Origin of the sequence: Klenkia terrae (genome assembly GCF_037083865.1) — a bacterium.
GTDB lineage: Bacteria > Actinomycetota > Actinomycetes > Mycobacteriales > Geodermatophilaceae > Klenkia > Klenkia terrae.
On record NZ_JBAPLV010000005.1, the window covers coordinates 39254 to 60767 of the forward strand.

At 76.4% G+C, this 21514-nt stretch carries 22 protein-coding genes; 13 read left to right on the plus strand and 9 right to left on the minus strand.

Annotated elements, in window-relative coordinates:
* The first annotated feature begins 47 nt into the window (after nt 1-47).
* Both UXQ13_RS06660 and secA read left to right on the plus strand, forming a co-directional pair.
* Nucleotides 48-749 carry an SDR family NAD(P)-dependent oxidoreductase gene (locus tag UXQ13_RS06660; RefSeq protein WP_336392003.1) on the plus strand — a complete coding sequence of 234 codons (702 nt, stop codon included), beginning with the start codon at nt 48-50 and terminating at the stop codon, nt 747-749.
* A 72-nt stretch (nt 750-821) separates the two neighbouring features.
* Nucleotides 822-3815 carry a preprotein translocase subunit SecA gene (gene secA / locus UXQ13_RS06665; protein WP_336392004.1) on the plus strand — a complete coding sequence of 998 codons (2994 nt, stop codon included), beginning with the start codon at nt 822-824 and terminating at the stop codon, nt 3813-3815.
* Between the two features lie 34 nt (nt 3816-3849).
* Here secA and UXQ13_RS06670 read toward each other — a convergent pair whose 3' ends face one another.
* Both UXQ13_RS06670 and UXQ13_RS06675 read right to left on the minus strand, forming a co-directional pair.
* On the minus strand, nt 3850-4359 hold the full coding sequence (locus tag UXQ13_RS06670) for an Rv3235 family protein (protein ID WP_336392005.1): 510 nt from the start codon (nt 4357-4359) through the stop codon (nt 3850-3852).
* Between the two features lie 40 nt (nt 4360-4399).
* Nucleotides 4400-5119, minus strand: coding sequence for a LysM peptidoglycan-binding domain-containing protein (locus UXQ13_RS06675; protein WP_336392006.1), 720 nt, complete (start codon nt 5117-5119; stop codon nt 4400-4402).
* Between the two features lie 93 nt (nt 5120-5212).
* On the opposite strand from UXQ13_RS06675, the gene UXQ13_RS06680 reads away from it, so the two are divergent.
* Nucleotides 5213-5782, plus strand: a complete 570-nt coding sequence (locus UXQ13_RS06680; protein ID WP_336392007.1) for a hypothetical protein — start codon at nt 5213-5215, stop codon at nt 5780-5782.
* A gap of 21 nt (nt 5783-5803) precedes the next feature.
* Here the strand turns inward: UXQ13_RS06680 and UXQ13_RS06685 are convergent, their stop codons facing one another.
* A complete protein-coding gene (locus UXQ13_RS06685) occupies nt 5804-6052 on the minus strand; it encodes a helix-turn-helix domain-containing protein (RefSeq protein ID WP_225234698.1) in 249 nt (82 codons plus the stop codon).
* Between the two features lie 173 nt (nt 6053-6225).
* Between UXQ13_RS06685 and UXQ13_RS06690 the strand changes: the two genes are divergently transcribed.
* The 4 genes from UXQ13_RS06690 to UXQ13_RS06705 are packed head-to-tail and all read left to right on the plus strand — an operon-like array spanning nt 6226 to nt 10268.
* Nucleotides 6226-6984, plus strand: a complete 759-nt coding sequence (locus tag UXQ13_RS06690; RefSeq protein ID WP_336392008.1) for an SAF domain-containing protein — start codon at nt 6226-6228, stop codon at nt 6982-6984.
* On the plus strand, nt 6984-8270 hold the full coding sequence (locus tag UXQ13_RS06695; protein WP_336392009.1) for a CpaE/TadZ family protein: 1287 nt from the start codon (nt 6984-6986) through the stop codon (nt 8268-8270). The genes UXQ13_RS06690 and UXQ13_RS06695 overlap by 1 nt, the downstream gene beginning before the upstream one ends.
* A gap of 40 nt (nt 8271-8310) precedes the next feature.
* Nucleotides 8311-9720: a WS/DGAT/MGAT family O-acyltransferase gene (locus tag UXQ13_RS06700; RefSeq protein ID WP_336392010.1), complete on the plus strand. Its 1410-nt coding sequence runs from the start codon at nt 8311-8313 to the stop codon at nt 9718-9720.
* A 41-nt stretch (nt 9721-9761) separates the two neighbouring features.
* On the plus strand, nt 9762-10268 hold the full coding sequence (locus tag UXQ13_RS06705; protein WP_225234702.1) for a DUF6912 family protein: 507 nt from the start codon (nt 9762-9764) through the stop codon (nt 10266-10268).
* Between the two features lie 72 nt (nt 10269-10340).
* Here UXQ13_RS06705 and UXQ13_RS06710 read toward each other — a convergent pair whose 3' ends face one another.
* Nucleotides 10341-14387 (minus strand): FtsK/SpoIIIE domain-containing protein, encoded by a 4047-nt coding sequence (locus UXQ13_RS06710; RefSeq protein ID WP_336392011.1) that lies wholly within the window; start codon nt 14385-14387, stop codon nt 10341-10343.
* Between the two features lie 152 nt (nt 14388-14539).
* On the opposite strand from UXQ13_RS06710, the gene UXQ13_RS06715 reads away from it, so the two are divergent.
* Complete coding sequence (locus tag UXQ13_RS06715) at nt 14540-14833, plus strand: WXG100 family type VII secretion target (RefSeq protein ID WP_336392012.1); 294 nt, start codon at nt 14540-14542, stop codon at nt 14831-14833.
* A 5-nt stretch (nt 14834-14838) separates the two neighbouring features.
* Here UXQ13_RS06715 and UXQ13_RS06720 read toward each other — a convergent pair whose 3' ends face one another.
* Both UXQ13_RS06720 and UXQ13_RS06725 read right to left on the minus strand, forming a co-directional pair.
* Nucleotides 14839-15753 (minus strand): MFS transporter permease, encoded by a 915-nt coding sequence (locus UXQ13_RS06720; RefSeq protein ID WP_336392013.1) that lies wholly within the window; start codon nt 15751-15753, stop codon nt 14839-14841.
* Entirely contained in the window at nt 15750-16235 is a 486-nt protein-coding gene (locus UXQ13_RS06725) for a hypothetical protein (RefSeq protein WP_336392014.1), read from the minus strand. The genes UXQ13_RS06720 and UXQ13_RS06725 overlap by 4 nt, the downstream gene beginning before the upstream one ends.
* 39 nt (nt 16236-16274) lie before the next feature.
* Here UXQ13_RS06725 and UXQ13_RS06730 point away from each other — a divergent pair, with 39 nt between their 5' ends.
* The gene (locus tag UXQ13_RS06730) at nt 16275-16823 is read left to right on the plus strand and encodes a MaoC family dehydratase (protein ID WP_336392101.1); all 549 of its coding nucleotides are present in this window, start codon (nt 16275-16277) and stop codon (nt 16821-16823) included.
* 1 nt (nt 16824) lies between these two features.
* On the opposite strand, the gene UXQ13_RS06735 is transcribed toward UXQ13_RS06730, so the two are convergent.
* Nucleotides 16825-17229: an NUDIX hydrolase gene (locus UXQ13_RS06735; RefSeq protein WP_336392015.1), complete on the minus strand. Its 405-nt coding sequence runs from the start codon at nt 17227-17229 to the stop codon at nt 16825-16827.
* A gap of 77 nt (nt 17230-17306) precedes the next feature.
* On the opposite strand from UXQ13_RS06735, the gene UXQ13_RS06740 reads away from it, so the two are divergent.
* From UXQ13_RS06740 to UXQ13_RS06755, 4 genes are all read left to right on the plus strand, one after another.
* Complete coding sequence (locus UXQ13_RS06740) at nt 17307-17927, plus strand: DUF6758 family protein (protein ID WP_336392016.1); 621 nt, start codon at nt 17307-17309, stop codon at nt 17925-17927.
* 121 nt (nt 17928-18048) lie between these two features.
* Entirely contained in the window at nt 18049-18207 is a 159-nt protein-coding gene (locus UXQ13_RS06745) for a hypothetical protein (protein WP_225234710.1), read from the plus strand.
* A 10-nt stretch (nt 18208-18217) separates the two neighbouring features.
* Nucleotides 18218-18883, plus strand: coding sequence for a PH domain-containing protein (locus UXQ13_RS06750; protein ID WP_336392017.1), 666 nt, complete (start codon nt 18218-18220; stop codon nt 18881-18883).
* 41 nt (nt 18884-18924) lie between these two features.
* A complete protein-coding gene (locus tag UXQ13_RS06755) occupies nt 18925-19782 on the plus strand; it encodes a PHP domain-containing protein (RefSeq protein WP_336392018.1) in 858 nt (285 codons plus the stop codon).
* Between the two features lie 4 nt (nt 19783-19786).
* On the opposite strand, the gene UXQ13_RS06760 is transcribed toward UXQ13_RS06755, so the two are convergent.
* The gene (locus UXQ13_RS06760; RefSeq protein WP_336392019.1) at nt 19787-20635 is read right to left on the minus strand and encodes an oxygenase MpaB family protein; all 849 of its coding nucleotides are present in this window, start codon (nt 20633-20635) and stop codon (nt 19787-19789) included.
* Nucleotides 20632-21456: an alpha/beta fold hydrolase gene (locus UXQ13_RS06765; RefSeq protein WP_336392020.1), complete on the minus strand. Its 825-nt coding sequence runs from the start codon at nt 21454-21456 to the stop codon at nt 20632-20634. The genes UXQ13_RS06760 and UXQ13_RS06765 overlap by 4 nt, the downstream gene beginning before the upstream one ends.
* Nucleotides 21457-21514: the final 58 nt, after the last annotated feature.

Consider the following 21514-nt stretch of genomic DNA (forward strand, 5'->3'; position numbering starts at 1 on the left):
CGCTGCTCTGACCTGCGCAAGTGCCGGTGGCGGGGGACGATCACCGGGTGGAACTCCAGGGTGCGCGGGTGTGGGTGGTCGGGGCGACCGGGGTGCTGGGCGGTGCGCTGGCCCGGGGGCTGGTCGACGCCGGGGCCCGGGTGGCGGTGGCCGGGCGCGATCCCGACCGGCTGGCCGCGCTGGCCGCCGACCTGGGCGGGGTCCCGGCGCAGGGGCTGGACGTCGTCGACGTCGAGTCCGGCCGGGCAGCTGCCCGGGAGGCCGCGCAGGCCCTCGGGGGCCTGGACGCCGTGGTGGTGGCCAGCGGGGTGGTCGCGTTCGGCCCGGCCGCGGACGCCGACGACGCCGTCGTGGAGGAGGTGTTCGCGGTGAACACCCTCGGTCCGATGAGCCTGGTGCGCTCGGCCCTCCCGCTGCTGGCCGACGGCGGCGCCGTCGTCCTGCTGTCCGCGGTGGTCGCCGACGCGCCCACCCTGCACATGGCCGAGTACTCGGCGTCCAAGGCGGCGCTGTCGTCCTGGGCCTCGGTGCTGCGCCGGGAGCTGCGCCCCCGCCGGTTGGCGGTGCTCGACGTCAAGCCGCCGCACGTGGAGACCGGGCTGGTCGACCGGGCGCTGGCCGGGTCACCGCCGAAGCTGCCGGCCGGCCTCGACCGGCATGCCGTCGTCGACGCGGTGCTCGCGGGCATGCGCACCGGTGCCAAGGAGGTCGTGCTGGACCCGAGGGCCGGGGCGCTCGTCCTGCGCTGAGGCGGCGCACAGGCCGCGCCGGTCCAGGTCGGGGGCCGGGGCACGGTGGCGGGACCGCACTACATTGGTCGCGTGGTGTTCTCCAAGATCCTGCGCGCGGGCGAAGGCAAGCTCGTCCGGCGGCTGTCCAAGATCGCCGACGCGGTCGAGTCCCTCGAACCCGACGTCGTCGACCTGACCGACGCCGAGCTGCGGGCCAAGACCGACGAGTTCAAGACCCGCTACGCCGACGGCGAGTCGCTGGACTCCATGCTCCCGGAGGCGTTCGCCGTCGTCCGCGAGGGCGCCGGGCGCACGCTGGGCCAGCGGCACTACCGCGTGCAGCTGATGGGCGGGGCCGCGCTGCACCTGGGCAACATCGCCGAGATGCGCACCGGTGAGGGCAAGACCCTGACCGGCGTCCTGCCGGCCTACCTCAACGCGCTGACCGGCGACGGCGTGCACGTGGTCACCACCAACGACTACCTGGCCAAGCGCGACGCCGAGTGGATGGGCCGGGTGCACCGCTTCCTGGGGCTGTCGGTGGGCACCATCCTGTCCGGGGAGAAGCCGGCCCAGCGCCGCGAGCAGTACGCCCACGACATCACCCACGGCACGAACAACGAGTTCGGCTTCGACTACCTGCGCGACAACATGGCCTGGTCGCAGGCCGACCTGGTGCAGCGCGGCCACCACTTCGCCATCGTCGACGAGGTCGACTCCATCCTCATCGACGAGGCCCGCACCCCGCTGATCATCAGCGGTCCGGCCGAGCAGTCGGCCAAGTGGTACGGCGAGTTCGCCCGGATCGCCCCGCTGCTCAAGCGCGACCGGCACTACGAGGTCGAGGAGTCCAAGCGGACCGTCGCGATCACCGAGGAGGGCGTCGAGTTCGTCGAGGACCAGCTCGGCATCGACAACCTCTACGAGGCGGTCAACACCCCGCTCATCGGCTACCTCAACAACGCGTTGAAGGCCAAGGAGCTCTTCCACAAGGACCACGAGTACATCGTCACCAACGGCGAGGTGCTCATCGTCGACGAGTTCACCGGCCGCGTGCTCGCCGGGCGCCGCTACAACGAGGGCATGCACCAGGCCATCGAGGCCAAGGAGAAGGTGGCGATCAAGGACGAGAACCAGACCCTCGCCACCATCACGCTGCAGAACTACTTCCGGCTCTACGAGAAGCTGTCGGGGATGACCGGCACCGCCCAGACCGAGGCGGCCGAGCTCAACCAGACCTACAAGGTCGGCGTCGTGCCGATCCCGACCAACCGGCCGATGGTCCGCGAGGACCGCTCCGACGTCATCTACAAGACGGAGAAGGCCAAGTTCGAGGCCGTCGTCGACGACATCGCCGAGCGGGTCGAGGCCGGGCAGCCGGTGCTGGTCGGCACGGCCAGCGTCGAGAAGTCCGAGATGGTCTCCAAGGTGCTGCTCCAGCGCGGCATCCCGCACGAGGTGCTCAACGCCAAGAACCACGCCCGGGAGGCCGCGATCGTGGCCCAGGCGGGGCGGCTCTCGGCGGTCACCGTGGCCACCAACATGGCCGGCCGCGGCACCGACATCCAGCTCGGCGGCAACCCCGAGGTCATCGCCGACGACGCGCTGCGCGCCCGGGGTCTCAACCCCACCGACACCCCGGAGGAGTACGAGGCCGCCTGGGACGACGAGCTGGCCGACGCCAAGGCCCAGGTCGCCAAGGAGCACGAGGAGGTCGTCGACGCCGGCGGTCTCTACGTCCTGGGCACCGAGCGGCACGAGAGCCGCCGCATCGACAACCAGCTGCGCGGTCGCGCAGGCCGCCAGGGCGACCCGGGGGAGTCCCGGTTCTACCTGTCGCTGGGCGATGACCTGATGCGCCGGTTCAACGGACCCATGCTCGAGTCGATGATGACCACGCTGCGGGTCCCCGAGGACCAGCCGATCGAGTCCAAGATGGTCAGCCGGGCGATCCGGTCGGCGCAGACCCAGGTCGAGCAGCAGAACTTCGAAACGCGCAAGGACGTCCTCAAGTACGACGAGGTCCTCAACCGCCAGCGCACCGTCATCTACGACGAGCGCCGCAAGGTCCTGGACGGCGAGGACCTGCACGAGCAGGTCGAGTCGATGCTGGACGACGTCGTGGGCGCCTACGTCGACGGCGCCACCGAGGCCGGGTACGCCGAGGACTGGGACCTGGACCAGCTGTGGACCGGGCTCAAGGCGCTCTACCCGGTCGGCCTCACCCAGCAGGAGCTGCTCGACGACCACGCCGAGGGTGACCAGTCCGCGCTCACCGCCGACGTGCTCAAGCGCGAGCTGCTCGCCGATGTCCAGGCGCAGTACGAGGTGCGCGAGGAGACCCTGGGCAGCGACGTCACCCGGGAGCTCGAGCGCCGGGTGCTGCTGAGCGTGCTGGACCGCAAGTGGCGCGAGCACCTCTACGAGATGGACTACCTGCGGGCCGGCATCCACCTGCGCGCGATGGCCAACCGCGACCCGGTCGTGGAGTACCAGCGCGAGGGCTACGACATGTTCAACGCGATGCTCGACGGCATCAAGGAGGAGTCGGTCGGCTTCCTGTTCAACCTGGAGGTCAAGACGAAGGAGCAGCAGGAGGCCGAGGCCAAGGCCAAGCAGGACACCGCCGAGGCCGAGGCGCTGGCCCGGGCGCAGTCGGGCAACGACAAGGTGCTGGCCCGCGCCGCGGCCGCCCGCGCCGCCGAGCTCATGAAGCCCGCCCCGGTCGAGGACGCACCGCCCGCGGCCCCGGCGAGCGCGGCCGCCCCGGCGGCCTCCGCGCGCAGGTCGTCCACCGCCGCTGCGGCCCCGGCGGCCCCGGCGGCCCCGGCGTCGTCGACCTCGACCGGCACCGGCCCCGAGCTGGCGGTGAAGGGGCTGGACCGCCCGCAGTCCACGGACGAGCTGAGCTACTCGGCCCCCGGCCTGGACGGCGAGGCCGAGACCCGGCGCTCCGGCGGCGGCAAGGGCGCGGCGGCCAAGTCGGCAACGGTCACCGGCACCAAGGCGCCGGCCCGCAACGCCCCGTGCCCGTGCGGCTCGGGCAAGAAGTACAAGCAGTGCCACGGGGTCACCGGGGCCTGAGGGAGCGGCCCCCTCGCAGGCGCGAGGGGGCCCGTCAGCCGATCTGCAGGGCGGTGCACCGCCAGCGGCCGTCGAGCGCCTCCAGGCGGGCGGCCACGGCGTGCGCCCGGCCGTTGCGCCGGGCCACCGCGCACACCTCGGCGACGCCCTCGACGGGTTCGGCGACGCGCACCGCACCCACGAGCAGCGGCCCGGTGCCCTCGACGCACCAGGCCGGGCGACGCCCACGGCTGACCGCGGTGAACACCGGCAGCGTGTAGGCCGCCTGCAGCTGGGCGAACGGGCGCCGCCCGCTGAACGCCTCCAGGGTCATCGTCACCAGGCGGTGCGCGACCGGCGCGGGGTCGGGCAGCGCCCGGCGACGCACCGGGCCGGCACCCGGCGGCCCCGGTCGCGGCCCCGGGCGCTGGACGGGGCGGGGCGCGGGCACCCCCGGCCGGACCAGCCGGACGACCGGCTCGGGGTCCAGGGCCGGCCCCGGGGTGGGGACCAGCCACAGGCGGACCTGCTCCTGGCGGGACGGGGTAGGCAGCGGCGTGCTCATGGTCGGGACTCCTGGGGTGCGCTGAGGGTGGTGGCCGGTGTCAGGGGAGGGGCGGGGCGCGCAGGACCTGCCCGGGGAGCAGCAGGTCGGGGTCGGGACCGACGACGTCGGCGTTGGTCTGCCACCACGCCTGCACCGCGTCCTGGACCTGGTCGTCGGTGGCCGGTCCGCGGGTCGCGAGCCACGCCGCGGCGATGTCCCAGAGGCAGTCCCCGCGCACCACGACGTGCTCGTCGGCGGTCACCGGGGCCGGCCAGTCGGGGACCGGCGGCGCCGCAGCAGGACCGACGTCGGACCAGGCGGCCGTCGCCGGGCCCGTGCTCGAGGCGGTGCTCCCCACGGTGCTCGAGAGGGTGCTCGACACGGTGCTCGAGACGGCGGTGGTGCTGGGGGTCGGGCCGGGGGAGCCGAGGGCGACGCCCGGGGCGGCGACCAACGAGACGCCGACGGCCAGGGCGGCCGCGCGGCGCAACCCGGCGGGCAGCACGACGGTCAGCAGCGCACCGGCCAGTCGTCCGCCGAGTCCGGGGGCGGCGCTGGCTGCGGTGAGCAGCAGCCCGAGCGACCCCCAGCACCAGCACGCGGCGGCGAGCGCCCAGGCCAGCAGGGTGACCAGGGCGTCGGGTCCCTGGGTGTCGACCAGCCGCTGGGGGTCGGTGGTCGCCGCGGCCACCGTGCCCGGGTCGGGGGCCGCGGCCCACAGGAGGACGCCGACGACGGCCATCACCACCGTCGTGGTCGCCCACCGCCGCATCGTCATCGCGCCACCTCGTCCATGAAGCGCATCGAACACGACCGAACGCAGCAAACGCAACCAAACGCACGGATCTGTGGACGGCTACTGTGTCGCGGCATGCGCTGGGAGCAGCTGTTCGCCGAGCTCGACGCCGCCTTCGAGGCCGAGGAGGCGGCCGAGGAGAACGCGGTCGCCGGGTCCCGGGCCCGGGCCGAGACCGGTGCGGTCCGCTGGGTCGACCGGGTGCGCGCCGCCGTCGGCCACCCGGTCCGGGTGGTCTGCCGCGGCGCCGGTGCGGTCGAGGGCCGGCTGCGCGACGTCGGCGTCGACTGGCTGCTGCTGACCGACGACCAGGGCCGCGACCTGCTGGTGTCGACCGGTGCCGTGCGGGTCGTGACCGGGCCGGGGGGCGCGACCGCACCCGGCCGGGAGGAGGGACCGGTCGCCCGGTCGTGGGATCTGCGGCGGGCCGTCCGCGGACTGGCCCGGGACCGGGCGCCTGTGCGGTGCCTGCTCGACGACGGCACGGTGCTGACCGGGACGGTCGACCGGGTGGGCGCGGACTTCCTGGAGCTGGCCGAGCACCACCTGGACCAGCCCCGGCGCCGGGGAGCGGTCCGGTCGGTGCAGCTCGTGGTGCTGGAGGCCCTGGCCGTGGTGGTGTCGGTGGTGCCCGGGTCGGACTGACGGTGGTCGGTCCGGGGTCGTTCAGTCGGCGGCGGTCGTGCCCTCCGGGGCGGCCACCGCGTCGACCGGCGGCGGGGTCGTGCCCCGCGCCTCGGCGTACTTCTGCTGGATGAAGCGCTCGAGCTCGTCGCGCTCGACCCGCCACTGCCCGCGGCCGCCGATCTGGATGGCGATGAGCTCCTTGCGGCGGACGAGCGCGTAGGCCTGGGACCACGAGACGTTGAGCGTCTCGGCGACGTCGTCGAGGGTCAGGAAGCGGGGCGTGGCCATCGGGTGCGGTCGTCTCCCTCCAGAGATGGACGACAGTCTGGCACCTGCCGGGTGACCCGGTCGGGTGGATCCACAGGCCCCACGTCCACAACCAGTGCACGTATCCGCTCCTGTAGGTCATCATCGGCACCTGGTCGTGCCCGAACGGGTGCGAGCACGACGAACGGAGCTCGATGAGCGGGAGCACGCCGACGGCGGTCGCGGACGACCGCACCGCCGTCCCGGCCGGCCCGGTGCCGCGCCGGGTCCGCCCGCCCCGTTGGCTGGACCTCCGCCTGGTGCTCGGCGTCCTGCTGGTGCTGGGCTCGGTGCTCATCGGCGCCCGGGTGGTCACCGCGGCCGACGCGACCGTCCCGGTCTGGTCCGCCGCCGGCGACCTGGCCGCGGGCACCGTGCTGCAGGCCGACGACCTGGTCGCCGTCCCCGTACGGCTGGACGACGTCGCCGGCGGCTACCTCTCGACGTCGACCGACCCGGCGGGGCAGGTGCTGGGCCGTGCCGTGCTGGCCGGCGAGCTCGTGCCGCGGTCGGCGCTGGACCCCGCGTCGGAGCAGGTGCAGCTGGCCCTGCCGGTGCAGGCCGGGTACGCCCCGCCCGCGCTGGCCCGGGGCCAGGTGGTCGACGTCTACGCCGTCGCCGACCCCGCCGCCGGGGCCACCGACGTGTCCGGTGAGGTGTCCCTGGTCCTCGGCGGGGCGACGGTGCAGGCGGTCTCCGGCCGCGGCGAGGGCGTGCTGTCGACCAGCACCACGACCATCCAGGTCGTGGTGGGCCTGGCCGCCGACCAGGTGCCCGACGTGCTCGGTGCGGTGGGCGGCCGGGCGCTGGTGGTCGTCGTCCGGGACAGCGCGGACGGCGCCGGCTCGTCGGCCACGGTGCCGACCACCGTGCCGGCCACGGCGCCGTCGACCTCGGCGGGGCCGACCGGCTGATGGCGCTGCAGGTCTTCACCGCCGTCACCGGCGCGGCCTGGGAGTCCGAGCTGGTCGGCGCGCTGGACCGCGCCGACCACGGGGTGACCGTCGTCCGCCGGTGCGTGGACGTCGCCGACCTGCTGGCGGCGGCCAGCACCGGCACCGGTCAGGCCGTGCTGCTGTCGGCCGAGCTGCGCCGGCTCGACGGGGACACGGTCTCCCGGCTGCTGGCCGCCGGCGTCGCCGTCGTGGGCCTGGTCGAACCGGGGGACGACGCGTCCGCCGACCGGCTGCGCCAGCTCGGCGTGGCCCGGGTGCTCCCGGCCGACACCGACGCGGCCCGGATCGCCGCCGCCCTGCGCGAGGCGGTCGCCGGCCCGTCCGCCGGTGCCGGGCAGGTCGGTCACGACATCGCCGACACCCGGGCCGCGCTGCCCGCCCTGGGCGTGCCCGACGACCCTGCGGGGCGCCCGGCCGGCCGGGGCCGGGTGGTGGCCGTGTGGGGGCCGACCGGCGCGCCCGGCCGCACCACGGTGGCCGTCGGGCTGGCCGACGAGGCGGCCCGTCTGGGCGTCTCGACGCTGCTGGTCGACGCCGACGTCTACGGCGGCGTGGTCGCCCAGGCGCTGGGCCTGCTCGACGAGTCGCCCGGCATCTCCGCCGCCGCGCGGCAGGCGACCGCCGGGACCCTGGACGTCGCCCGGCTGGCCCGGCTGGCCTGGGCGGTGACCCCGCAGCTGCGGGTGCTGACCGGGCTGGCCCGCGCCGACCGCTGGCCCGAGCTGCGCCCGCAGGCCGTCGGCACCGTGCTCGACCAGGCCCGCCGGCTGTCCGCGCTGACCGTTGTGGACTGCGCCTTCTGCGTGGAGGAGGACGAGGAGCTGTCCTTCGACACCGCCGCGCCGCGGCGCAACGGGGTGACCACGACGGTGCTCGAGCAGGCCGACACGGTGCTGTGCGTCAGCGGGGCGGACCCGGTGGCCCTGCAGCGGACCATCCGCGCGCTGGGCCAGCAGCGCGACGTGCTGCCCGCGGTGCGGCCCGGCGTGGTGGTGAACCAGGTCCGCCGCGGCCCGGTGCCCGGGGACCCCCGGCGGGAGATCGGCGACGCGCTGACCCGGTTCACCGGTGCGCCGGTGGTCGGGTTCCTGCCCGCCGACCGCCGGGCCACCGACGCGGCACTGGCCGCCGGCCGGACGCTGGGCGAGGTCGCGGAGCGCTCGGCGCTGCGCACCGGCCTGCGCGACCTGGCCGCCGAGCTGACCGGCGTGCCGGTGCCCGGACGCAGCCGTCGCCGCCGGTGACCGGTGTGCGTAGGTTGGGCCCCCCGACGGAGGGAGCACCGTGGTCGACCGGCTGACCTCGCTGGATGCGTCGTTCCTGTACCTCGAGGACGCCGACACCCCGATGCACGTGGCCGGGTTCCTGGTGCTGGAGTCCCCGCGGGGCGGCCTGGACCACGAGGACCTCGTCGACCTGGTGAGCTCCCGGCTGGTCCTGGTGCCGCGGTTCCGGCAGAAGGTGGTCGAGGTGCCTGGCCACCTGGCCAACCCGGCCTGGATCGACGACCCCGACTTCGACGTGACCTACCACGTGCGCCGCTCCGCGCTGCCCCGCCCGGGCACGGAGGAGCAGCTGCTGGACCTGGTGGCCCGGCTGACCGCGCGGCCGCTGGACCACTCCCGGCCGCTGTGGGAGATGTACCTGGTCGAGGGCCTGGCCGGCGACCGGATCGCGGTGGTCACCAAGACCCACCCGGCCCTCGTCGACGGGCTGACCGCGATCGACATCGGCCAGGTCATCCTGGACGACGCCCCGGTCCCCGCCGACCGCCCGGCACCGCCGGACGAGTGGCGGCCGCGGCGCCCCCCGGGCCCGGTCGCCCTGGTGTGGGAGGCCGTCGAGGAGGCGGTGCAGCGGCCGACCGCCGTCCTGGACACCGTGCGCACGGCGACCGGTGACCTGCGGGCGACCGCCGGCCGCCTGGTCGGGACCGCCGGGTCGGTGCTGAGCGCGCTGGCCCGGACGACGGTCCGCCCCGCCCCGACCAGCCCGCTGAACGGGTCGATCGGCCGGCAGCGGCGGGTGGCCGTGGCCCGCGCCGACCTGGACGAGCTCAAGGCCGTGCGCCGGGCGCTGGGCGGCACGGTCAACGACGTCCTGCTGGCCACCGTCACCGGGGCGCTGCGGGAGTGGCTGCTGTCCCGCGGAGAGCCGGTCGTCGGGTCGACCTCCATCCGGGCCCTGGTCCCGGTGTCCGTGCGCCCCGACGACGCCGACGAGGACGCCGAGGGCACCGTGGTGTCCTCGCTGCTGCTGGACCTGCCGGTCGGTGAGCCCAACCCCCGGGTCCGCGTGGCGCGGATCGGCTACGCGATGCGCGGCGCCGCCCAGGGCGGGCAGTCGGTCGGGGCCGACGCGCTCGTCGCGCTGTCGGGGTTCGCACCGCCGACCCTGCACGCGCTGGGTGCGCGCGCGGCCAGCGGGCTGTCCCGCCGGTTGTTCAACCTGGTGGTCACCAACGTGCCCGGTCCGCAGGTCCCGCTGTACGCCGCCGGCGCCCGGATGCTCGAGGTCTTCCCGGTGGTGCCGCTGGCCCGGGGGCAGGGGCTGGCGATCGGGTTGACCAGCTACGACGGCACGGTCTACTTCGGCCTCAACGCCGACCGGGACTCCGTCAGCGACGTCGACGTGCTCGCCGACCTCATCGAGCAGGAGGTCGCCGACCTGGTCGAGACCACCCGGGAGGGGTGACCGCCGCCCGGCCGGCGCGCCGGGTGGGCGACACTGGTGGGATGCGCGTGTACCTGCCGGCGACGACCACCGTCCTGCGCCGCCTCCTGGACGACGGCCGGCTGACCGGCCCGCTGACGGTGTTCGCGGTGACCCCCGAGCTCCGGGAGTTCTACGAGCTCAGCGACTCCGACGAGGAGGAGCTGGAGTACGCCGCGCTGCTGGCCGCGGCCCGGGCGAGCCTGCGCCTGGTCGACGTCGACCCGACCGCGGCCCGCCGCCGGGTCGTGCTGGCCGCGGACCTCCCCGACGGGGCGGTCACGCCGCTCGGCGACCCGGACACCGACCGCGGGGCCGCGCGGGCCACGACCGACCTGGCCATGACCGACGTGGCCAGCGCGCACATCGACGTCGCCGAGGCCGAGGCCGACGTGGCCAAGGCGGTGTCGGTCGTGCTGGAGGCCGACCTGGGCAGCGAGGACGCCCAGTTCGTGGTCGACCAGGCTGAGGGCCACGAGCTCGCCTGGTACGCCACGCAGGAGATCGGCCCGGCGCTCGACCTGCTCTGACGAAGGACCCCGTCGCCCCCCGGCACACGCTCCGCGCGCACCGGGTCCCTGCGACGGGGCCGTTCCAGCACCTCACCGGCGGGAGACCTGCACCCGGGTCGGCGCGCCGGCGGTGACCAGCCAGCCCGAGCCCGGCCGCGACGGCAGGGCGGCCCGCGGCAGCCGCAGGGACAGCAGCTCGGCGTCCCCGCGGTCCGGTCGCAGCAGCAGCGCCGTCCTGGTCCGGCGCAGGGCAGGTGCCGGACCGCGGAAGCCGGTGAGGTCGGCCGGCGCCGCGGCCGCGACCAGCACCGTCGGCCCGCCCGGTGCGGCCAGGCCGGCCAGGGCGTCCAGCATCGGGTCGGGCAGCCGCCCCAGGTCGTCGGCCAGCACGACGGCGAGCTCGCCGGTCACGGCGGCCACCCAGTCCTGCAGCGCCCGCACCCCACCCGGGTCGACCACGAGGGCCCCGGCCGGCACCGGGCTCCCGGCCGGACCGCGGGGACCGGTCACCAGCGCCACCGGCGTGCCGGCGGCGACCAGCCGGGCGGCCAGCGCGCGCAGCGTGCAGCTGCGCCCGCTGCCCGGGGGACCGGCGACCAGCAGCCCGCCGCTGCGCACCAGGTCGAGCAGCACCGGGGCGCCGTCGTCCCCGCCCGGGCCCAGGACGACGACCCCCGTGGGCAGCGCACCGACCGCCGGTGCCGGCGGGTCCGGGGCGAGCTCGACCACCTCGATCCGGCCCGGCAGCACGCGGGCCGGTCCCGGGACCGCGGGCCGGTGGAGCTCACCGGGCAGGGCCAGCTGGACCTCCTGCGCATCGTCGCCGAGCAGCGCCCGGCCCGGCGGCCGATGGCCGGGGACGGCCCGGGCCGGCACCCCGGCGACCGCGTAGTCGGCAAGGTCGACCAGCGGGAGCACCAGCCGGTGCGTCGCCGCACCGGCCAGCCGACTGCCGGGCAGCACCCGGTCGGCGGTGAGCACCGCGGTCAGCCCCACCGCGGCCCCCTCGCGCAGCAGACGGAGCAGCGCCGCACTCCCGGAGCCCGGTGCCAGCTCCTCCAGCGCCGTCCAGACCGAGTCGACGCCGTCGACGAGCAGCAGCAGGGCGGGCGCGGTGCCCGGGGCGGCGCGGCGCCGGTCGACCTCTTGCTGCAGCCGGGTGACCAGCCGCTGCAGCCGGTGGTCGTCCCCCCGCTCGAGGTGCGTGCCGGTGTGCCGCCCGCCCCGGACCGCACCGGCCAGGGCGCCGCCGGCGTGGTCGACCGCGTGCACGTGCAGCGCGTCGGGGTCCAGCCGGTCCTCCGCGGCGGCCAGCAGCGTCGCCAGCGCGGTGCTGCGCCCGCTGCCGGGCCCACCGACCACCAGCCAGCACCCCCCGGCCGCGAGGTCCACCAGCAGCGGCTCCTGCGCCTGCACCTCGGGCCGGTCGACCAGGCCCCACACGAGCACACCGGGCGGGCGCGACGGGTCGGCCCCCGGTGCGCCGGGCGGGACCCGGTCGGGCAGGGCGGGCAGCCAGGGCCGGGGCGGGGCGGGCAGCCCCTCGGTCGCCGCGCGGGTGCGCAGCCGGGCCACCTGCTCGACGAGGTCGGTCCGCTCCGCCGGGTCGGTGGCCGGCTCGTGCACCGGCTCGACCGGCCACCGCCACGGGCGGACCGTGACCGCCGGCGCGCCGTCCGGTGGCCCGGACCCGCCCACCCGGGCGACCTGCAGGGCGACCGGGTGGTCGCCGCCCACCCGGAGCAGTGCACGGCCGGGCCGGTCGACGGGGAGCCAGGCGGCGTCGGGCACCCCCAGCACGTCCCGGGACCCGGCCTCGTCGGTGGTCCGCAGGCACAGGCGGACCGAGCAGTTGGCCCGGATCTCGGGCCCGACGCTGCCGGCGGGGCGCTGGGTGGCCAGCACCAGGTGCACGCCGAGCGAGCGGCCGCGCTGCGCGATGGCGACCAACCCCGGCACGAAACCGGGCAGCTCGTCGCCGAGGGTGGCGAACTCGTCCACCACGATCACCAGCCGCGGCGCCAGCACCTGCGGACCGAGCTCGGCGAGGTCGCGGGCGCCGTGGTCGGCCAGCAGCCGCTCCCGGCGGGTCAGCTCGGCCCCGAGGGAGCGCAGTGCCCGGGCGGTCGACGCACCGTCCAGGTCGGTCAGCACGCCGACCGTGTGCGGCAGGTCCGTGGCCTCGGCGAACGCCGCGCCGCCCTTGTAGTCCACGAGCAGGAAGCTGCACAGGTCCGGCGGGTGCGCCGACGCGAGACCGAGGACGAGCGTCCGCAGCAGCTCGGACTTGCCGGCACCGGTCGTCCCGGCCACCACCGCGTGCGGACCCGCGGCGCACAGGTCCAGGGCGACCGGCCCGGCCGCGCCGGTGCCCAGCAGGCAGGTGAGGTGGGTCCGGCTGCGCGACCACCGCGGCGGGGTGTCCCGCACCAGGTCCCGCCAGCGGACCTGCGCGGGCAGGCCGCCCGCGGCCCGGGGGACCGCCAGCGGCGCGAGGTCCCGGGCGAGCCGGTCGGCGACTCCGGGGTCGACGAGGTCCAGGTCCAGCGGCTGGTCGGGCTTCCCGGGGCGGCGCAGCCGGGCACGGCCGTCGGTGTCACCGGCGACCTCGACCACCGCCGTCCGGTCGTCCCGGGCCGGGCCGCCGGCCCCGGCCAGCACGACCCCCGCGCGCGGCAGCGGCCCGGTCCGCGCGTCGTCGGCGGGTGCCCCGTCGACGACGAGGAGGTGCACGGGGCCGACCGGGACGGCGTCGCCGGGTGCAGCGGTGCCGACGGCCACGTGCGGCAGCCACCGCGTCCAGCGCCAGTCCGGCAGGCGCCCGGGCGCGGCGAGCACGGTGATCGCCACCGCATCGGGCGGGTGCAGCACAGCGACCTGGCTGACCAACGACCGCAGCACGCCCAGCACGGCGGGGCGGGGGCCGCGCAGGTCGAGCCCGACCGCGCGCAGGTCCACCGTCACCGGGACCCGGTCGGCGGGCTCCGGCGCGTCGGGCGCCTCGGCGGTGCGTCGGACCACGGCGGTCACGCCGGGCCCGGTGCCCAGCCGCACGACCAGCAGGTCGGGGTCGGCACGACCACGGGTCCACAGGGGCACCGATCGCCGGGTGGCCGCCGCGACCAGCGCCGCGGGGTCCGGTGCCCGCAGGTCCCGCCGGGCGAGCTCGTCGGCGACGGCCCGGTCGGTGCGGGCGTCGACCTCGGCGACGGCGACGGCGTGGTCGACGGTCCGTCGCCGGTGGCCGCGCCGTCCCGACCAGCGGTCCGAGCCCCAGGTGCCCAGCGCCACGAGCGGACCGAGCAGGGCGAGCAGGAGGAACTGCGGGGCCGACAGCACCCAGGCCATCGCGGCCCCGCCCGCCGCCGGCAGGACGATCGCCGGCCAGGCCGGGGACCGGTGCGCCGGTGCCGGCGGTGCACCGGGGACGTCGACCACCACCGGCGCGACCGCGGGGTGCCCCGGGCCGTCGGCCGACCGGACCCGCTGCCGGCCCCCGGGTCCGGGCCCGGCGCCGACCGGGGCGGCGTGCGGTGCGACCAGGCGCAGCGCGGTGGCCCCGATCCGCAGCACCGCCCCCAGCGGCCAGCCGACCGGGTCGGGCCCGATCTCGCAACCGCCCCCGCCGGCGGCGGTGCGGTCGAGCCGGCTGCCGTTGGCCGACCCCAGGTCGCGCACGACGACGCCGGACCCGGTGACGGTCACCTCGACGTGCGCCCGGGACACCTGGCCGTCGGGGACGGCCAGACGGGCCGCCGGCGGGTGCCCGGGTCCCCGGCCCCGCCCGACCACCAGGACGCCGCGGGTCAGCGGGTGGGTGCGGCCGGCCCCGGGTCCGCCGCACACGTGCAGCTCGAGGGCGCCGCCGGGGCCCGGTCCGCGGGGCCCGGGGCGGTCGACCCCCAACCGGGCCCCGTGGCGCAGCGCAGGGTCGGTCAGCGGGGTGTCCGGCGTCAGCGACCGGGACCCCGCCCAGAGCCCCTCGGCGGGCAGGCCGGCCGCGGCCAGCGCCGGGTGCACCTGCGCCAGGACGGCGTCCTCGGGTGCGGACACCTCGACGTCGACCTCACCGCCGGCGATGTGCAGCGTCCACCGGCGGGGGACCGGGCCGGACCGGGGCGGGGGGCTGTCGAGCACCCGGGCAGGGTGCCCCGCCCGGCGGCGCCCCGGACGCCACGGCGGCGATCTGTGGACGACCACCCGGCCTGTGGACGACGGCGGACGCGGTGACCCACCCCGGCCCTACCGTCCCCGCTCGACCGGGAGGTGCCCGGAACACAGGAGGAACCGTGAAGGTCGACATCGCCACCCTGCAGGCCATGGCCGCCCAGTGCCAGGGGGAGGCCGCCGAGCAGACGTCCCGGCTGGGCAGCCTGTCCGCGGGCATCGACACCGGGGTCACCGACGGCTGGACCGACAGCTCGGCCGCCGTCCAGTTCCGCGGCCTGTACGAGCAGTGGCGGGCCAGCAGCACGGGGGTGAGCGAGGCGCTGTCCGGGATGGGCCGGCTGCTCACCGACGTGGCGGCCGCCTACCAGCAGCACGAGGCCGAGATGGCGGCCCGGATCGGCGCGCTGGTCTGAGCCGGTCAGGCCGGTCGGTCGCCGTCCCCGACGGGTGCGGCGACCGGCTGCCCGGTGGCCGAGCGGTCCCGGCGCAGCCGTTCCCACGGCAGGACCGACAGGATCGCGATGCAGTGCGGCAGGAAGATGATGCCGACCCCGGCGTAGACCATCACGTGGAAGCCCAGCAGGAAGACGACCAGGCCGATCCGGGCGCGGTCGCTGCGGACCAGCAGCAGCAGCGGCGACAGGAACTCGAAGGCCAGCATCAGCCACTGGGCGGCCGGCAGCAGCCAGGCCACGTCGAGGGTCCACGTCGACAGGTCGGTGCCCCGGCGCACGACCGCCCGGGTCAGCGTGGAGCCGGTCGCCCAGTCCCAGCCGCCGAACCGCATCTTGGCCCAGGCGGCCAGGAAGTAGGTCAGCATGACCGTCACCAGGATCGCCGCGGCCCCGAACCCGGCGGCCTGCGAGGAGCGCCGGTCGCGCCACCGGGCCACCCCGATGGTGGGCAGCACGGCCAGGGCGACGAGGTAGGCGATCCGGTCGTGGTCGACCTTGCCGTAGCTCATCGCGATGACCATCCACTCCGCGTACAGCGCGAAGACGGTCCAGCCCAGCAGCCGCGGGGCCCGCCCGGTCGCCGCGGCGACCGCGGCGACCACGAGGGCCCACTGCACCACGAGCACGACGGTGTGCGTGGGGGTGGGCAGGTGCAGGATCCGCCCGATCAGCAGCGGTTGGTAGTACTCGGTCGGGACGTCGGCGTGCGCGCGCACCCAGGCGGTGGTGAGGAAGACGTCGACCGGGACGAACAGGTAGGCGATCGTCCGGAACACCGCGATGCGGGCCAGCGGGACGGGCCGGAACCACCAGCGCGGGGTCAACGGCACCGCGGGTGCGGTCTCCGGGCGCGCGGGCAGTGCCCGGGTGCCGCTCACGAGGCGTCCAGCTCGTAGGACACCAGGACGTCGTCCCGGTAGGCGCCGGTCGGTTCGCCGTCGGCGAGCTCGATGTGCCGCTGCACCACCTCGACCCGCACCAGCTCCGGTCCGCCGGGGTGCCGGGACTCGTAGGAGTCGGCGAGCAGCCCGAGCAGCGACGGGTCGTCCACCAGCCGGGGGAGCTGACCCTCGAACTCGGCGCGGCGCAGCCCGACCTCGCCGCCGGACAGCCGCACCTCCTCCTCCGCCGCGGTCACCCCGACCACCCGGGTGGAGACCACCGGGGTGTCGGGGTCGGCGCGGGTGGAGTACATGCGGAAGGGGCCGAAGGGGAACTCCGAGTCGTCGCCCCACACGCTGCCGGCCAGCAGGAGGGCCAGCACGACCGCGACGGCGGCCAGCCGGGCCCGCCGCCCGGTGGCGGTCAGGGGCACGACCTCCGGTTCGGCCTGCACATCGGTCACGGTCTGGAGGGGCACCGCCCCATCGTAGGATCGCCGACGCCCCGAGGCCCTCACCTGCCAGGGGATGTCCAGGTCAACGACGACAGGAGCCCATCCGTGCAGTTCGGCCGGTACTACGAGGAGTTCGAGGTCGGGGCGGTCTACAAGCACTGGCCCGGGAAGACGGTCACCGAGTACGACGACCACCTGTTCTGCCTCATCACCATGAACCACCACCCGCTGCACCTGGATGCGCACTACGCCGGCGAGACGACCGACTTCGGCAAGAACGTGGTGGTCGGCAACTACGTCTACTCGCTGCTGCTCGGGATGAGCGTCGCCGACGTCAGCGGCAAGGCCATCGCCAACCTCGAGGTCGAGTCGCTCAAGCACGTCGCCCCGACCTTCCACGGCGACACGATCTACGGCGAGACCACGGTGCTGGACAAGACGGAGTCGCGGTCCAAGGACGACCGGGGCGTCGTCCACGTGGAGACCATCGGCTACAAGCAGGACGGCACGGTCGTGTGCATCTTCCGGCGCAAGGTGATGGTGCCCAAGCGCTCCTACGGCGACGCCCGCGGCGGCGAGCAGCCCGGCCGTCCCGAGCCCGTCCGCCGGTAGGTCAGCAGCGCGGCAGCAGGCCCCAGCCCGCCAGCGCGGTCAGCAGGCCCGGCGTGCACGGCAGCTGCTGCAGGGTCGCCAGGTCCACGAACGCGGCGGCCGCGGCGTCGTCCCCCGCCACGGGGACGGCGCCGGGGTCGACCGGGGTGCACACCAGGTCGACCACCTCGTACACCGGCGCGGTGGCCGGGACCAGCACCCGCCCGGCGACGGCGCCGGCCACCACGTGCAGCCCGGTCTCCTCCAGCACCTCCCGGACCACGGCGGTCGCGTCGTCCTCGCCGGGCTCGACCCGGCCGCCGGGCACCGACCACGCGCCCCGGTCGGGGTCGTGGGCGCGCTGCACGACCAGCAACCGCCCGGCCGCGTCGTGCAGGACCGCGCCCACGCACGCCACCAGCTCCACGCGAGCAGTGTGCGCGGTGGTCCGCCCCGGTGCGGTGGTCGTTGACAGCGGGGCCCCCGCCCGCGACGGTGGGCGCGATGAACGTCGGACCGGTGTGCCCCCGCTGCGGTGAGGACCTCGTGGCGCGTCCGGGGTCCGACGAGGCCTGGTGCCACCTGCACGGTGCGGTCACCCCGCTGCACCACACCGCCGTCCTGGGGCACGACACGCTGTCCGCGGTGTGCGCCGACGCGCGGGTCCCGGCCTGGGTGCCCGACCCGATGCCGGGCGGGTGGGCGGTCACCGGGGTGGCGTGGGGCGGCGAGCCCGGTGCCCGGGGGATCGTCGTGGACTGCGCCGGGCCGGCGCCGCTGGGCGGCCCGGCCGAGCTGGTGCTCGTGGCCGAGGAGCCGGGCACCGGGCTGGGCGCCGGCTACGCGGGCCTGCCGTGGCTGGACCCGGGGGAGCTGGTGGGCGGGCCGTCGACCGCGGCGGTGACCGCGGCCGGCCAGCGGGCCGCCCTGTGGTCGGTGCCGACCGCCGACGACCGGTCGGCCCTGGTGGGGGAGGCCTTCGGGGTCTGGCTGTGGCTGGTGACCTGGCCGGCGACGGCGGCCTGGCTGCTGGCCGAGGACCTGGTGCTCGTCGACCTGCGCGACCGGGTGCCCCCGGACCTGCCGCTGGGCCCCCCGGGGGAGCACTTCCTGCCCGGGGCCTGATCCCCCTGCGGCGTGGCGCGGTCGTGACGGGTGCGTCCTGTGTTACCCATGTGACCGCGGTCCTCCCCGGCCGCGCGGGTCCGCAGGGTCCCGTCGCTGGTCGAGAAGGAGGAGGTGTCGGGTGAACCTCAAGAAGCTGTTGAGCTTCGTGGTCATCGCGTTCGTGCTGTTCTACGTGATCTCGCAGCCCGAGCGGTCGGCCGACATCGTCCGCACCACCGGGACGGCCCTGGCCGACGCGGCCGGGCAGCTGTCGACGTTCGTCGGCTCGCTGTTCTGACCTCCGCACCGTGACGCGGCCCCGGACGCCGTCCGCGCCCCTCGGGCGGGACGCCGGTCGGTACCTGCTGCCGGGGGAGAAGGCGGTGGTCAACCAGCGTCGGCACTGGGCCGCGCTGGTCCGCCCGGGCGTCCGCGGCGTGCCGGTGCTCGTCGCCGGGCTGTGGGTGCTGGCGCTGGACCCGGACAACCGGTTCACCGTCGTGCTGGGCCTGGCGATCGCCCTCGGTGCGCTGGGCTACCTCGGTCTGGCCGTCGCCGAGTGGTGGATCCGGCACTTCCTGGTGACCAAGCGCCGGGTGCTGCTGACCTCCGGGGTGATCGTGCGCAAGGTCGCGGTGATGCCGCTGCGGCGCATCACCGACCTGACCTACCAGGAGACGCTGGTCGGGCAGCTGCTGGGCTACGGCGGGTTCCGGTTCGAGTCGGCCGGCCAGGACCAGGCGCTGTCGCAGATCACCTACCTCCCCGACGCCAAGACGATCTACGACGAGATCAGCGGGCTGCTGTTCCCCAGCGACGCCGGCCGGGGCTCCGACGACGAGGACGGCGGCGACCCGACCCGCCGACCCACCCCGCAGCGGCCGGCGCCGGCCGCGCCGGAGCGCCACAGCACCGGCCCCATCCCGGGGTTCCGCAGCGCCTACCCGCGCGGCAGGTCCACCCGCTCCCGCTGACCACCCGGTGGGGTGGGCCGCGGTGCGGCAGGCTGGACCCGATGCGCATCGACCTGCACACCCACTCCGCCGTCTCCGACGGCACCGACACCCCGGCCGAGCTGCTGACCGCCGCGGTCGCCGCCGGCCTGGACGTCGTGGCGCTGACCGACCACGACACCACCGACGGCTGGGACGTCGTCCGCGCGGCCCGGCCGACCGGGCTCAGCGTGGTGCCCGGGATGGAGCTGTCCTGCCGGTGGTTCCCGGCGGAGGGTGCGCCGATCAGCGTGCACCTGCTGGCCTACCTGTTCGACCCGCTGGCCCCCGAGCTCGCCGAGGAGCGGGCCCGGTTGCGCGCCGAGCGGTTGACCCGCGGCGAGCGGATCGTCACCGCGCTGGTCGCCGACGGCTACCGGGTGTCGTGGGCGGACATCGTCGAGCGCAGCGCCGGGGGAGTGGTGGGCCGACCGCACGTGGCCCGCGCCCTCGTCGCCGCCGGCGTCGTGGCGTCGATCGACGAGGCGTTCGCCGGCCCGCTGCACCACACCAGCCCGTACTACGTGGCCAAGGCCGACACCGACGTCCTCGACGGCATCGCGCTGGTGCGCGCCGCGGGCGGGGTGCCGGTCTTCGCGCACGGCCTGGCCCGCGCGCGCGGTCGGGTCGTCGGCGACGACGCCATGGCCGCGATGGCCGCCGCCGGCCTGCTCGGGCTGGAGGTCGACCACCCCGACCACGTCGAGGCCGACCGGGTGCACCTGCGCGGCCTGGCCGCCGACCTGGGCCTGCTGACCACCGGCTCCAGCGACTACCACGGCACGAACAAGCGCACCCCGATCGGCGCCTGCACCACCGACCCGGCGCAGTACGAGCGGCTGCTGGCCGCCGGGACCGGCAGCGCGCCCTTCGCCGACTGAGCCCTCAGGCGACCCGGACGCGGGCCGCGCGGAGGGTGGGGTTGTCCCGCACCCGGGTCGGGATGGCCAGCGTGGCCGCCCGGAAGGCCCGCAGCGACGCCGTGGTGGCCGGCTCGGTGACGGCCAGCGCGGGGAGCCCGTACATCGAGCGGGCCCAGCGCGGCAGCGTGGCCAGCCCCAGCGACGCCAACCCGGCCCAGGCCGGCCGGGCCGGGGTGAGCAGCTGCACCCACCCGGGCATCGGGGGGACGACGACGAACCGCGCGGCGTCCCGGGCCGGACCGGTGATCGCCAGCTCCGGCCGGACCCGGTCGAAGTAGGCGGCCAGCGCGGCCTCGGACCGCGGGACGTCGGCGGGGTCGCAGCCGATCAGCTCGGCGGCCACTGCCTGCTCGGCCACGTAGGCGTCGGCATCGGCGTCGGTGAGCGGGACGCCGGAACGGCGGGCCACCGACAGCAGCGAGTCGACCTCGCAGGCGTGCACCCACAGCAGCAGGTCCGGGTCGTCGACGGAGTAGGCGCGCCCGGTGGTGGGCTCGGTGTCGGACTTCCCCCGGTGCATGCCCCGCACCCGACGGACCGCGCGCAGCGCCTCCCGGCGGGTGCCGAAGGTCAGCGTCGCGACGTACTCGGCGGTCCGGGTGAGCCGGGCCCAGGGCTCGCTGGTGAACCCCTCGGAGAACCGGTGCACCCCGCCCATGGCCACCGGGTGCAGGGCCTGCAGCAGCAGGGCGCGGATGCCGCCGACGGAGAAGCTGGGGTCGGCGTGGATGCGCCAGGTGACCGACCCGGGGCCGAAGAACCCGTCCCGGTCCTCGGCGTCGGTGAAGTCGCGTGCCGAGACGCCGGTCATGCGTCGACCCCGGCCGGGACGCCGGCCCAGAAGCCGGTGAGCAGCTCGACGGTGCGGGCCGGCTGCTCGATGGCGGGGGAGTGCACCGAGCCGCCGATCACCTCGTGCCGGGCACCGAGGCGGTGGGCCATGTCCTCCTGGGCGGCCGGGCTCCACGCGTCGTCGTCGGCGCCGTGGGCGACGAGGACCGGGACGCCGGTGGCCCGCAGCTCGGCCACCCGGTCCGGCTCGCCGGTCATCGCCGCGGCCATCCCGGTCAGGCCGGCCTCGCTGTTGGCAATGAACCGACGGGCCAGGAACTCCCGGACCGGCGCGGGCACCGGCGGGGCCGACGGGTCGGTGAGCGCCAGCTCCTCCAGGGTGCGGTGCACCAGGGCCACGCCGCCGGCCTCCAGCAGCGGGGCCAGGTGCTCCAGCAGGTCCGCGCGCGGTCCGGTCAGCCCGACCGGGCCGCTGGCCAGCAGGGTCAGCGAGGCGAAGGTGCCCGGGTCGGCCAGCACCGCGGCCCGCGCGACGATCCCGCCGAAGCTGTGGCCCAGCAGGTGCAGCGGGCCCTCACCGTGCAGCTCGGTGGCCAGCACCAGCAGGTCGGCGGCGAGCTCGTCGACGGTGTAGGCGGCCGGGTCGTCGGGACCCGGGGACTCGAACTGCCCGCGCTGGTCGACGGCCACGGCTCGCCAGCCCGCGGCGGCGACGGGGTCCAGCAGGGGGGCGAAGTCCTCCTTGGACCCGGTGAAGCCGGCGACGAGCAGGACGGTGCCCCGCCGTCCCGGTCCGGTGTCCAGGGCGGCCAGCGGACCGCTGGTGCCGGTGAACCGCACCGGTCGGGCCGTCGTCGGGGTCAGCTGCCGGAGGTCACCCGGAGCGCTGTGTTCGGAA